At 32.6% G+C, this 12,531-nt stretch carries 14 protein-coding genes; all 14 read left to right on the forward strand.

Annotated features, from left to right (window positions below):
* Positions 1-579: 579 nt before the first annotated feature.
* The 14 genes from RR554_RS10990 to rplS all read left to right on the forward strand — a co-directional run bounded on the left by RR554_RS10990 (position 580) and on the right by rplS (position 12,530).
* Positions 580-1,269 (forward strand): response regulator transcription factor, encoded by a 690-nt coding sequence (locus tag RR554_RS10990; RefSeq protein WP_332464326.1) that lies wholly within the window; start codon positions 580-582, stop codon positions 1,267-1,269.
* Positions 1,269-2,816, forward strand: coding sequence for a HAMP domain-containing sensor histidine kinase (locus RR554_RS10995; RefSeq protein ID WP_332464325.1), 1,548 nt, complete (start codon positions 1,269-1,271; stop codon positions 2,814-2,816). Before RR554_RS10990 ends, RR554_RS10995 begins: the two co-directional genes overlap by 1 nt.
* Positions 2,817-2,925: 109 nt before the next feature.
* Positions 2,926-3,267, forward strand: coding sequence for a putative DNA-binding protein (locus RR554_RS11000; RefSeq protein WP_332464324.1), 342 nt, complete (start codon positions 2,926-2,928; stop codon positions 3,265-3,267).
* Positions 3,268-3,279: 12 nt separating this feature from the next.
* Positions 3,280-4,713, forward strand: coding sequence for a signal recognition particle protein (gene ffh / locus RR554_RS11005; RefSeq protein ID WP_332468027.1), 1,434 nt, complete (start codon positions 3,280-3,282; stop codon positions 4,711-4,713).
* 81 nt (positions 4,714-4,794) lie between these two features.
* Entirely contained in the window at positions 4,795-6,252 is a 1,458-nt protein-coding gene (locus RR554_RS11010) for an amidase (RefSeq protein ID WP_443081288.1), read from the forward strand.
* Between the two features lie 122 nt (positions 6,253-6,374).
* A complete protein-coding gene (locus RR554_RS11015; protein WP_332464321.1) occupies positions 6,375-7,484 on the forward strand; it encodes a hypothetical protein in 1,110 nt (369 codons plus the stop codon).
* The gene (locus tag RR554_RS11020; protein ID WP_332464320.1) at positions 7,481-8,662 is read left to right on the forward strand and encodes a hypothetical protein; all 1,182 of its coding nucleotides are present in this window, start codon (positions 7,481-7,483) and stop codon (positions 8,660-8,662) included. The genes RR554_RS11015 and RR554_RS11020 overlap by 4 nt, the downstream gene beginning before the upstream one ends.
* Before the next feature lie 15 nt (positions 8,663-8,677).
* Complete coding sequence (locus RR554_RS11025; protein WP_332464319.1) at positions 8,678-9,559, forward strand: ABC transporter ATP-binding protein; 882 nt, start codon at positions 8,678-8,680, stop codon at positions 9,557-9,559.
* A 96-nt stretch (positions 9,560-9,655) separates the two neighbouring features.
* Positions 9,656-9,931: a 30S ribosomal protein S16 gene (gene rpsP, locus RR554_RS11030; protein WP_332464318.1), complete on the forward strand. Its 276-nt coding sequence runs from the start codon at positions 9,656-9,658 to the stop codon at positions 9,929-9,931.
* Positions 9,932-9,944: 13 nt separating this feature from the next.
* Entirely contained in the window at positions 9,945-10,199 is a 255-nt protein-coding gene (locus RR554_RS11035) for a KH domain-containing protein (RefSeq protein WP_332464317.1), read from the forward strand.
* A 54-nt stretch (positions 10,200-10,253) separates the two neighbouring features.
* On the forward strand, positions 10,254-10,694 hold the full coding sequence (locus RR554_RS11040) for a hypothetical protein (protein WP_332468028.1): 441 nt from the start codon (positions 10,254-10,256) through the stop codon (positions 10,692-10,694).
* Between the two features lie 96 nt (positions 10,695-10,790).
* Positions 10,791-11,312, forward strand: coding sequence for a ribosome maturation factor RimM (gene rimM, locus RR554_RS11045; RefSeq protein WP_332464315.1), 522 nt, complete (start codon positions 10,791-10,793; stop codon positions 11,310-11,312).
* 2 nt (positions 11,313-11,314) lie between these two features.
* Positions 11,315-12,055, forward strand: coding sequence for a tRNA (guanosine(37)-N1)-methyltransferase TrmD (trmD, locus tag RR554_RS11050; RefSeq protein WP_332468029.1), 741 nt, complete (start codon positions 11,315-11,317; stop codon positions 12,053-12,055).
* A 127-nt stretch (positions 12,056-12,182) separates the two neighbouring features.
* The gene (gene rplS, locus RR554_RS11055) at positions 12,183-12,530 is read left to right on the forward strand and encodes a 50S ribosomal protein L19 (RefSeq protein WP_332464314.1); all 348 of its coding nucleotides are present in this window, start codon (positions 12,183-12,185) and stop codon (positions 12,528-12,530) included.
* The last annotated feature ends 1 nt before the right edge of the window (position 12,531 follow it).

Consider the following 12,531-nt stretch of genomic DNA (forward strand, 5'->3'; position numbering starts at 1 on the left):
ATGAAAATTTTAATCTGTTTTTTTGTTTTTTTATTATATATTGCTCAGGTTATTTATATAAAATACTCATGATTTTATTAATTGAGCTAATGTTAATTTAAGGAAGAAATGGTGGTTTTGAAAAAATAGTCGTTTTTCTCATCAAAATATTCTTTAATAAAAATTAGAAATTACTAAGATTTAATTTTTAGTTTTATGTTTGTGGCGAAAACAAATAAATATCAACGATCTTAAAAAAAGAATAAATTAATCTTTTTTTGATAATCTTGTACTAAGCGATAGCTGGTAAAGATGAACGTAATTTAGGTATAAGAGTTTTAATTGTTTTTTATTTGGATGTGTTTTAAATATTATTTAAAAACGTTCAACATTATGAGAGAGTAGAAGTAGCTTTAGGATGTTCACTTATTTTACTTTTAAGTATATTTAAAGAGAAAAAACAATTAAATTATTCCTTTAATGGACAATATTTAAGGAGGTAAAAAAAATACTGGAACGAATAGCTTTTTCAATGAAAAGTCGTTATAATGATGATAGCGTTTGAAAGATTATAAGTAGCTTAGAAAGGCATGTGTTGTTATGTCAAATAGAATATTAATTGTTGAAGATGAAAAAAACTTAGCTCGTTTTGTAGAATTAGAACTTAAACATGAGGGCTACGAAACTGAGGTTCATTATAATGGACGTACCGGTTTGGAAGCTGCTTTATCTGGAGATTGGGATGCCATTTTACTGGATTTAATGTTACCAGAATTAAATGGATTAGAAGTTTGTCGCCGAATTAGACAAGCTAAAAATACACCAATTATTATGATGACTGCAAGAGATTCAGTTATCGATAGAGTTTCTGGATTAGATCATGGGGCGGATGACTATATCATTAAACCATTTGCCATTGAAGAACTTTTAGCAAGATTAAGAGCTTTGCTTCGTCGTATTGATATTGAAGGAGATAAAAATATTACGAAACAAACCACGATTACTTATCGCGATTTAACTATCGAAAAAGAAAATCGTGTAGTTCGTCGTGCTGACGAAATTATCGAATTAACTAAACGAGAGTACGAGTTACTACTTATTTTGATGGAAAATATTAACGTTGTTTTATCAAGAGATGTCCTATTAAACAAAGTATGGGGCTATGAAATCGAAGTTGAAACCAATGTAGTTGACGTTTATATTCGTTATTTAAGAAATAAAATTGATGTACCTGGCGAAGACAGTTATATCCAAACTGTTCGTGGTACAGGGTATGTGATGAGATCCTAATGAAATCTTTTCAAAATATAGAGTTGCCATCTAAGTTTTCGTGGCGCTCTATTACTTTTAAATGGACCTTTTTAACGGCTTTTGCGATTTCAATCTTATTTACTATTTTTGCGATTGTCACTTATCAAACAAGTACTAAAATAATGGTACAACAAGAAAAAACTAAATTTAACCGTACTATGGAAGAAATTGAAAGCAGATTGTCTCGTTCTGAGGATAAGCTAACGTTAAATAGTACAGTTTTTTATTTAAAGGAATCTGCTGGTGATTTTGATGGCAACAAATACTACGACCGTGAAACGTTAGAAGCAAGTTTAATGCAATTAAATAGTTTTATTTCTGAATTATCTCAACCCGAATTAAATGCTAAAGTCTATGGAACGGACCATCGTTTACTGTTTGAAACAAAAAATGCTTATCTGCCATTTGATGATGACGAGCAAAGAGTGACTAATATTCAAACCTTTGATAATATCACAGGTTTTGTTTTGCTTAGTCCGATACATTCAAATAAAACAGGCAAACTAATTGGCTATACTCAAGGATTTTATGAACTTAACAATTATTATGAAGTCAGTAAAAAATTATTAGATACATTAGTGATTTTGGAAATTGTCGGTATTTTACTGAGTATTATCATTGGATTTATTCTGTCTAGCTATTTTACAAGTCCATTAAGAAAGATGGCGAAAACCTTAAATAGTATTGAAGAAGCGCATAAAACGGGAGTTAGAATGCCTGTACCAAAATCAAATGATGAAATTTCTGATTTAGCCAATGCGTTTAATGACATGTTAGAGAGAATGCAAAAATTTATCTTACAGCAACAGCAATTTGTTGAGGATGTGTCTCATGAGTTAAGAACACCGGTGGCTGTAATTGAAGGACATATTAATCTATTAAATCGTTGGGGAAAAGATGATCCAGAGGTTTTAGCAGAATCTCTTGAAGCGTCACTTCAAGAAATTGTTCGGATGAAAAGCCTAGTCCAAGAGATGCTTGATTTATCAAGAGCAGAGCAATCAGAGTTTCATTATGCGGATAATGTCACTATGGCTAAAGAAGTGATTCATACAAACGTTAGTAATTTTAGAATGTTGTACCCTGAATTTACATTTAATTTAGATGATGACTTGGATGAAGATGTAGCTATCAAAATATATCGAAATCATTTAGAACAAATTTTAATCATTTTACTGGATAATGCTGTGAAATATTCAACCACTCGGAAAGAGGTTTTAATATCTGTTTCCTTATCGTATAAATCTCTTGAAGTTCAAGTACAAGATTTTGGTGAAGGGATATCAAAAGAAAATTTAGAGCGAATATTTAATCGTTTTTACCGAGTAGATAAAGCCAGAGCAAGAAACACTGGTGGAAACGGCTTAGGATTATCAATAGCACAACAATTAATTGACAATTATAATGGTGAAATTAGTGTGAAAAGTCATGTCAATAATGGTGCTGCATTTAGATTCACGTTACCAATAGTTGAAAAAGAAGATGAAACTGATGAAGAGACAAATGAGGATGTTACAAGAGACTAAGTAAATTTCTTAGTCTTTTTGTTTTTCGTAAAATTAGTAAAAAACAGTAAGTGATTGTGTTATAATGTTGTGGTGATAATATTCATTGATATATTAAAGGAGGGATAACGTGGAAATAGAAAAAACGAATCGAATGAATGCGTTATTTGAATTTTACTCAACTCTTTTAACCGAAAAACAGATGAATTATATCGAACTTTATTATGCAGATGATTTTTCTTTAGGAGAAATTGCTAATGAATACGGTGTTAGTAGACAAGCTGTTTATGATAACATTAAACGAACAGAAAAATTACTTGAAACATATGAAAGAAAACTTCATTTATATTCTAACTATATTGTTAGAGAAGAAATGATTGACGAAATAAAAGAAATTATGTCAGATGACTATTCAGAAAAAGAGCGAATTACCTCTATTTTGGATAGCATTCAAGAAATCGAAGAAGAGTAGGAGAGAATTAAATTGGCATTTGAAAGCTTAACAGATCGCTTACAGGTAGCGATGAGTAAATTAAAGAAAAAAGGTACGGTGAAAGAAGAAGACGTAAAAGAAATGATGCGCGAGATACGTCTAGCTCTTCTAGAAGCAGACGTTAACTTACAAGTTGTGCGCGGATTTACAAAACGTGTTGGAGAACGATCAATCGGTGTTGAGATTCTTGAATCACTGAATCCAACACAACAAATTGTTAAGATTGTTGACGAAGAATTAACTAAAGTATTAGGTTCAGAAGCAGTTGAGTTAAATAAATCACCAAAAATCCCAACAATTATTATGATGGTTGGTTTACAAGGTGCTGGTAAAACAACTTTTGTTGGTAAATTATCGAACTTTTTAAAGCAAAATGAAAAAGCTCGTCCATTATTAATTGCAGGAGACGTGTATCGTCCTGCTGCGATTGATCAATTAAAAGTAATTGGTCAACAATTAGATATTCCTGTTTTTGATATGGGAACTGATACTGACCCAGTGGAAATTGTTCGTCGTGGTTTAGAACAAGCAAAAGAAAATAAAAATGATTATGTTTTCATTGATACGGCAGGTCGTTTACATATTGATGAGCAGTTAATGGATGAGTTAAAACGTATTAAAGAATTTGCTAATCCAAATGAAATTCTATTAACAGTTGATGCGATGACTGGTCAAGACGCTGTAACTGTTGCCCAAAGTTTTGATGAGCAACTTGATGTAACTGGGGTTGTTTTAACTAAATTAGATGGGGACACTCGAGGTGGTGCGGCCCTTTCAATTCGTGGAATAACTGGAAAACCAATTAAGTTTATTGGGACAGGCGAAAAATTAACTGATGTTGAAGTATTCCATCCAGATAGAATGTCATCAAGAATTCTTGGCATGGGTGATATGTTAACGTTGATTGAAAAAGCTCAACGTGACTATGATGAAGATAAGGCAGAAGAATTAGCGCAAAAAATGCGTGAAAATTCTTTTAACTTTAATGATTTTATTGAGCAATTAGACCAAGTAATGAGTATGGGTCCTTTGGAAGATTTAATCAAAATGATTCCTGGAATGAATAATGTACCAGGTCTTGATCAAATGAAGGTTGATCCAAAAGATGTGGCTAGAAAGAAAGCCATCGTCTTTTCAATGACACCAGCCGAAAGAGAAAATCCAGATTTATTAAATCCAAGCCGTCGCCGTCGTATTGCAGCTGGTTCTGGAAACTCTGTTGTTGAAGTGAATCGTATGATTAAACAGTTTAACGAGTCACGTAAGATGATGCAGCAAATGAGTAAGGGAAATATGCCAGCGGGTATGGAGAACTTAATGGGTAGTGGTGTTCAAGGTAAACTTGGAAAAATGGCCATGAATAAAATGATTAAAAAGAATAAAAAGAAAATGAAAAAAAACAAGAAAAATAAAAAGAAAAAATAATAGATAAAGCTAAGTAGTCTTCTCTGTCAAAGGTGAGTTTACTTAGCTTTTTTTACTAAAAAATGAGGAGAATATTCTATGATTAAAGATGCAACATATCTTAGTAATTTAATAAAAAATGATGAACTCTCACCAATTGAAGCACTGGAAGAAATGAAAAAAAGAGCGGATGAATTAAACGTATTAAATGCTTTTGTAGAATTAGATTTAAATAAAGCAAAAGAATATGCTATGAAGTTAGATGACACCAAAAAATGCCAACCTTTTTTTGGTGTGCCATTTCCTCTAAAAGACTTAGGGCAAACTAAGTCTGGTTTTAAAGAGACTCTAGGGTCTAAACTATTTAAAGATAATATTGCAACTCATTCTAATAATTATGTTAAGTATATTGAAGAAGCAGGATTTATTCCTTTTGGCGTTACCACAGCACCAGAATATGGGTTTAAAAATGTGACTGATGCAAAAATAAATGGTCCAACGAAAAACCCGTATGATTTAAATCGCTTTTCAGGTGGTAGTAGTGGAGGCGCTGCTTCAGTAGTTGCTTCAGGAATTACTCCTATTGCAGGTGCGAGTGATGGGGGAGGATCAATCCGAATTCCAGCTAGCTTTTCTGGCCTGATTGGGTTGAAACCAAGTCGTGGAAGTATTGTTAATGGTCCAGGGAATTACCGCGATTGGCAAGGAGCAGCAGTTAATTTTGTTTTAAGTGTCTCAATTAGAGATACGCAAAAGATGCTAAATATATTAAAACCAACTTACCAGTTTTCTCCCTTCAATCAACCAAAGGCGATGCTACCTGTTGTTAATCGTCCGTTAAAAATTGCTGTTTGTACTACGTCACCAATTGGTAATAAAGTAAGTGAAGAGGCGCTATTAGCTGTTAAAAATGCTGCTCACTTTTTAGAAAGTTTGGGACATTGTGTCGAAGAGGTTCCTTACCCTGTTGATGGGGCTTCACTTATTAGAAGTTATTATCAAATGAACGGTGGCGAAACTGCAAACATGATGAATGGAATTTCTGCTAATCTAAACCGTGAATTAGTGATAGATGATATGGAATTAATGACTTGGACGATATATCAATACGGGAAGAAACTATCAGCTGCTGATTATGCGGCGTCATTTCATTTATGGGATGAGGCAACCGTTGTTATGGAACAACTATTTCAGCAATATGATTTATTTTTATCACCAACAGCAACGACAATTGCTCCAACTATTTCTGAGGATTTACAAAGTGATGATATTAGAAATCGAATGGAAGAATCAGAAAACCAAACGAAAGAAGAATTAGCTGAATTGGTCTATGAGATGTTTGAAAAGAGTTTATGGTTAACACCTTATACTCAACTGGCAAATTTAACAGGTCAACCAGCCATTAGTTTACCAACCCATGTAACGAAAAATGAACAATTACCAATTGGCATCCAATTGATGGCAAGTAAAGGAAATGACCGATTACTTTTAGAAGTAGGGACATGGTTTGAAGAATTACATCAACTTTTAATACCAACAGTTTATAAAAATTTTAACTGATGAAGCTTAAAAATCTGAGAAATAAGAAAAGATCAATTTTTTAATTGTTCTTTTTTTTTACCAAAAATTAAAATTAGATGATATAATTAAGAGAAAAAGTTAATAACTTGGAGGAGTTTGTTGTGGGTGAGGAATTTAAAAGCATATTAAAAAAACCAATAAATTTACTTTTTATTGGTGTGGGTATGATATTGGTATCTGTCTTATTTATGATTGTTTCGACTAATCAATATGATACGTTTGAAAAACAAAATAAACGAGAGAGCTATCAAATAGCAGGTAGTATGCTTGCTTTTCAATTTGTTGATGTGGATGAAGGCAACCCAATTTATCAAAATTTATCAGAGCAAACACAAATTATTGCTAGACAATTAAATAGTGTCTTATTCGATCAACCAAAAAAATATATAGAATCAAGCTATGAGATGACAAAATTAAGAAAAGAATTGCGACAAGAAGAAGGATTTAATAAAGATATTGAATTATTACAACCAACGCTAGCTAAAATAAAAATGGATGATGCCTATTTTAGTTACTTACTAAAAAATGATGAGACAGTTTATTTGAAACCAGAAACATTTAGTACGCTTAGTTTATTGTTCTTCTCTATTTTAGGTGTTCTTTGGTTTCCTATTTGTGCCTTTTTAACAGCTAATATTTTAGAAGACGAGTATGAGCATAAGAGTCTGGTGAAAGGTCAACCTATTACTTTTTTGAAGCGATGTTTAAAAAAATATTTGGCTCTTTTTTCCTTGTTTATGTTAAATATAGGAAGTGGATTGATTTTATGCTTAGGTCTAACACAATTATTTGGAAACAGTGTGAATGATTTAAATAATTATACAGTCGTTCAACTAATATCTTTCAGTATATTAAGAAATTGGCAAGTGATTCTTCTCAATGTCCTTTATTTAGCTGTATTATTTTCTTTTGTGTTTGTTTTATCTGTATTCTTAAATGTATTACTTCGAAATTTCTATCTGACATTAATTATAGAAATGCTTTTTTATTCATTAACAATTCTTTTACCAGAATTTATCAGTGATTCTCCCTGGTACTTAGGAGGTTACTTAATTCCGACCTACTTATTTGAAGGTAAATTTTTAACCGATTCTTCGTCAGCTCTTTTAAATCCATTATTTGGTATGGGATATTTACTAGTTATGAGTGGCGTTTTACTATTTTTAATTTCTAGTTTAAGCAAACGTGGACTGAAAGGAGTGAAGGCATGATGTGGGGTTTTTTTAAACATGAATGGCGAGAATTTTTTACTAATCGTAAAAATATGGCAGTGTACTTACTCCTGATTTTTTTATCTTTGTTTTACTGGATTCAAATTGAAAATAGTTTTGAAATAATTGAGCGCGTTTCAAGACAAGAACTTCAAGCAAGTGTAGATACTAAAACAGAGTTCCTAGATACAGTAAATCAAGAAGGAGAGGTTCATCCAGATACACAAGCTGCAATTGATAGCTTTCCAGCAATTGTTGAAAATGAGGAACAACAACTTCAATTACTTGATAAAAAAGAGTATAAGAAATTTTCTGAAGTGAGAAGTCAATGGTATCAAGGGCTAAAGTACAAACCAAGCCCGCTTTATTATAAAGATGGTTCATCCTTTGCTGATTTGGAATATTTTTATCAAAGCGCGTCGATGATTGTAAAATTAACAGAATACAGTCAGCTTAAAGAACCTATTAACTTGAAAACTATCAATGAAAAAACAGCTACTCATTCATTAATTCGGGCAATGGATTATTTAATACCCGTCATTTTACTTGTTTGTGGGTTAATTTTTTCAATGGATTTACTAGCGCGTGATAGAAAACATCCAAGTATGATTAAAGGGATGCCAATAACTGATGGAAAAAAACTAATTGTTAAAGGAAGTGTTGCTTTTTTAGGAACTGTAGCGACATGTCTACCTTTAAGTGTTGGTTTTATAGGAATGGGGCTGAAAAATGGATTTGGTTCCTTGAATCTGCCAGTTGCCACAAGTAAATTTCCAGGAAAAATACCCTTATTAGGAGATATTATTTTTGACAATATGTCAGTTGGTCAATTTTTCCTGCGGTTTTTTATCTTAGTAACTTTATTAGTACTAATTGTTATAGCTATTAATTTATGTCTTGGTATATGGATAAAAAATGCTTATTTTCTTTTGATTATCACTTTAGGTTTGCCGTTTATTGAATTGTTTTATAATCGACCTGGTTACGGTGATATCCACGCTATTAATTATTTACCAACAAGCTATGTTCATGTAGGGGAAATAATATCAGGACATCGAAGTTTCTTTTGGTCGGGAACACAAATTACGTTTGAATTTAGCTTAATTATTTTAGGAATAACTCTTTTTGTATTAGTTATGCTATTGTTTATTACCAGTCGATTCAAACGAATTGTTTAATGGAGGAGTAAAAAAATGATTGAATTAAAAGATATTTCAGTAAACTTTGGTAAACATCATGTCTTACGTCATGTGAATATGGTCTTTGAAGGAGGGGAAGTTGTAGGGTTAGTGGCTCCTAATGGGACTGGAAAAAGTACAATGTTAAACGTAATGATGAATTATTTGAAACCTAAACAAGGTGAAGTAGTGATTCATGAAACAAAGCGATATAAAAATCCAAAAGAAAATAGTAAAATTTATCAAGAAATTTCAATGATGCCTGATCAAAATGATTTATATGATCATTTGTCTGGCTATGATCATTTGAAGCTTTACCGAAATATGTGGAAGACTAAAACAATAGAGATTGACGAGTTAGTAAAACGACTAGAAATGAGTCATTACGTTAAGAAAAAGGTAGGGAGCTACTCGTTAGGCATGAAGCAGCGACTTTGCTTTGCGATGCAAATAATGAGTGATACACAGATAATGTTGATGGATGAAGTAATGAATGGATTAGATCCAACTAATGTCGAATTGATTTCAAATGTCATTATTGAAAAGAAACAAGAAGGGAAAACAATTATTATTGCGTCCCATTTGCTAGAAAATTTGGAAAAATATTCGGACCGTATTTTCTTTTTAACAGGTGGTGATTTGGAGCTCTTTTTAGATAAAAAACAAGGCTATGCGGATGAATCAACCTATGTTAAATTAGCGAATGTTTCTTTAGAAAAAATGGAAAAGCTATTTCCAACCCTTTATATGGTGACATTAAATGAGCATGAATTGGTTATAAGAGTACAAGATAATGCAAATTTAACTGAGGTTTTATCTACGCTGGTGAACAATGATTACAAGTATTTTTCAGTGGGACATTTGAGTTTACCGGATGCTTATCAACTAAAATTTTAAAAAAATTGATGCTGTAAAGAAAAAACACTTTACATCTCTTTTAAAAACTGTTATGATACTTCTTGTGATTAAGAAATATACTGGAGGTGCCTATAAATGGCAGTTAAAATTCGTTTAAAACGTATGGGTTCTAAAAAGAAACCTTTTTATCGTATGGTAGTAGCAGATTCTCGTTCACCTCGTGATGGACGTTACATCGAAGTTGTGGGAACTTACAACCCATTAGTAAACCCAGCACAAGTAACAGTTAAAGAAGAAGAAATCTTAAACTGGTTATCAAAAGGAGCTCAACCTTCTGATACAGTGCGTAACATTTTATCTCGTGAAGGAATTATGCAAAAACATCACGAAGCTAAATACACTAAAAAATAAGGTGGGACTGTGAATGACTGATGTTAAAGATTTGGTATTAACCATTGTCCGTCCGTTAGTTAGTCAACCCGAAAATGTCCATTTAGAGATCACTGAAGGTGATCAATATATGGAATACAACTTAACCGTTGCCCCAGAAGATATTGGACGTATTATTGGGAAACAAGGTCGAGTGGCTAAAGCGATTCGAACAATTGTTTATAGTGTACGTACAGATGGACCTAAAAAAGTTCGTTTAAATATTTTGGATGGTAATAATGACGCTTAGTTTTTAACTAGGCGTTTTTTTGTTTTATCAACTAATAAGAAATAGGTGAGAAGAATGAAGAAGAAAGTATTGATATTAAGTATTGTCGTTTTAAGTTTTATTTTTGTTGGCTGTACAAAAAAAGTTGAAAAGAAAACAGAAAATACGAGTGATAGTTTGGAAACAGTACAGTCAACCTCTAGTTCTCAAGAGTCTAAAGAGGCAAGGTTTAGAGGAAAGTTAACCGACAAACCTACTGTTGATGAAGAAACCGTACGCTTGTCTTTTGAAAAAGTAGAAGCTATTTCTGATCCAGAAAAAATAAGTGATAACTTGAATGCTAATGGTGTGGTATTACTTGCTAATCCTAAAACATTTGACTCATCTTTAAATATAGAGAATTTGACAAAAGATAGTGAAGTAGAATTTACCTTAACAAGTCCAGTAGCTATGACTTTTTCAATACCACCTCAAATAGCAGGCAATTCAATCACCCATGTAAGATTAGCAAAATAAGCAGTATTTAAAGTAATAAAGCTTTTTTTAAATGACAGGCTAGTAACATAGATGATACAATGTAAAAGACATTTTAGATGAAGAGGGGTTAAGTGAGTGACAGAATTTTTAAACGTTGGCAAAATTGTCAATACACAAGGCATTAAAGGAGAAGTAAGAGTTATTTCAAAAACAGATTTTTCTGAGGAAAGATATAAAAAAGGAAATGTTCTGTTCTTATTTCAAGAAAATAAAAAACCAATTGAATTAACTATTAAGAGTCATCGTAAACATAAAAATTTCGATATTTTAAGTTTTGAGGACCATCCCAATATTAATGATGTTGAAAAATATCGAGACGGTATTCTAAAGATTTCAAAAGAAGATATTGGGGAATTAGAAGATAATGCTTTTTATTACCATGAAATTATCGGTATTGAAGTATTTGATGAAACAGGTACTAGTTTAGGTAAAATTAAAGAGATTCTTTCTCCTGGTGCCAATGATGTTTGGATTATCGGCTCAAATGAAAAAGGAGCAAAAGATATTTTGATTCCATACATTGAGTCAGTTGTGAAAGAAGTAAACATATCAGAAGGTAAAGTTGTGGTAGAAATTCCTGAAGGATTGATTGATTAATGATGAGAATAGACGTCTTAACACTTTTTCCAAGAATGTTTGAAGGTCCGTTAACGGAATCAATTTTGGGAAAAGCGATTGAAAAGAATTTACTTGATGTTCATGTCAGTAATTTTAGAGATTTTTCAACTAACAAACACCAACAAGTGGATGATTATCCGTATGGTGGCGGTGCTGGTATGCTTTTAAAAGTTCAGCCTATCCATGATGCTTTAAAATCAATTCAAGCTGAGTCAGGTGATATGAATCAACGAGTTATTTTACTTGATCCAGCAGGAAAACCTTTCAACCAAAAGATGGCAGAAGACTTTTCAACAGAAGAACATCTGGTATTTATTTGCGGCCACTATGAAGGCTATGATGAAAGAATCCGAAGTTTAGTAACAGATGAAGTCTCATTAGGAGATTATGTTCTAACAGGCGGTGAATTGGGTGCTATGACGATGATTGATGCAACTGTTCGTTTGTTACCAGAAGTATTAGGAAACGACGAATCAGCAAAAGGAGATTCTCATTCAACGGGACTTCTAGAGCACCCACAATACACACGTCCCGCCGATTATGAAGGAATGGAAGTTCCTCACGTTTTGACTAATGGTAACCATAAACTAATAGCAGAATGGCAATTAAAAGAGTCCTTAAGAAGAACACTTTTAAGAAGACCAGACATGCTTGAGAGTATTGAGTTGACTAAAGAGATGGAAGCTATGCTTGCAGAAATAAAAAAAGAAGAAGGAATGTAAAGAAAAACCTCTTTACAGTAACTTTCTAATATGTTAAACTATTTTGGTGAGTGAGAAACACTCACTATTACGATATTCCGCTGTGTAGAAATCATATGAATATTTTGGAATAAGGAGAATGTGGAAAATGAATCCATTAATCGAATCAATTACAAACGAACAATTACGTTCTGACATCCCAGCTTTCAGACCTGGAGATACAGTTCGTGTTCACGCAAAAGTTGTGGAAGGTACTCGCGAACGTATCCAGTTATTTGAAGGTGTTGTTATTAAACGTCGTGGAGCTGGAATTAGCGAAACTTACACAGTTCGTAAAATCTCTAATGGTGTTGGTGTTGAACGTACGTTCCCAATCCATACACCACGTGTTGCACAAATCGAAGTAGTACGTTACGGTAAAGTACGTCGTGCTAAACTTTATTACTTACGTGCATTACACGGTAAAAAAGCTAGAATTAAAGAAATCCGTCGTTAAT

Source organism: Vagococcus sp. (assembly GCF_036639995.1).
Lineage (GTDB): Bacteria > Bacillota > Bacilli > Lactobacillales > Vagococcaceae > Vagococcus.

What these genes read in the sequence shown, in the direction of transcription:
- RR554_RS10990 (WP_332464326.1), top strand. Translation starts at nt 580, where the DNA reads ATGTCAAATAGAATATTAATTGTTGAAGATGAAAAAAACTTAGCTCGT.
- RR554_RS10995 (WP_332464325.1), top strand. Translation starts at nt 1,269, where the DNA reads ATGAAATCTTTTCAAAATATAGAGTTGCCATCTAAGTTTTCGTGGCGC.
- RR554_RS11020 (WP_332464320.1), top strand. Translation starts at nt 7,481, where the DNA reads ATGATGTGGGGTTTTTTTAAACATGAATGGCGAGAATTTTTTACTAAT.
- RR554_RS11025 (WP_332464319.1), top strand. Translation starts at nt 8,678, where the DNA reads ATGATTGAATTAAAAGATATTTCAGTAAACTTTGGTAAACATCATGTC.
- rpsP (WP_332464318.1), top strand. Translation starts at nt 9,656, where the DNA reads ATGGCAGTTAAAATTCGTTTAAAACGTATGGGTTCTAAAAAGAAACCT.
- RR554_RS11035 (WP_332464317.1), top strand. Translation starts at nt 9,945, where the DNA reads ATGACTGATGTTAAAGATTTGGTATTAACCATTGTCCGTCCGTTAGTT.
- RR554_RS11040 (WP_332468028.1), top strand. Translation starts at nt 10,254, where the DNA reads ATGAAGAAGAAAGTATTGATATTAAGTATTGTCGTTTTAAGTTTTATT.
- trmD (WP_332468029.1), top strand. Translation starts at nt 11,315, where the DNA reads ATGAGAATAGACGTCTTAACACTTTTTCCAAGAATGTTTGAAGGTCCG.
- rplS (WP_332464314.1), top strand. Translation starts at nt 12,183, where the DNA reads ATGAATCCATTAATCGAATCAATTACAAACGAACAATTACGTTCTGAC.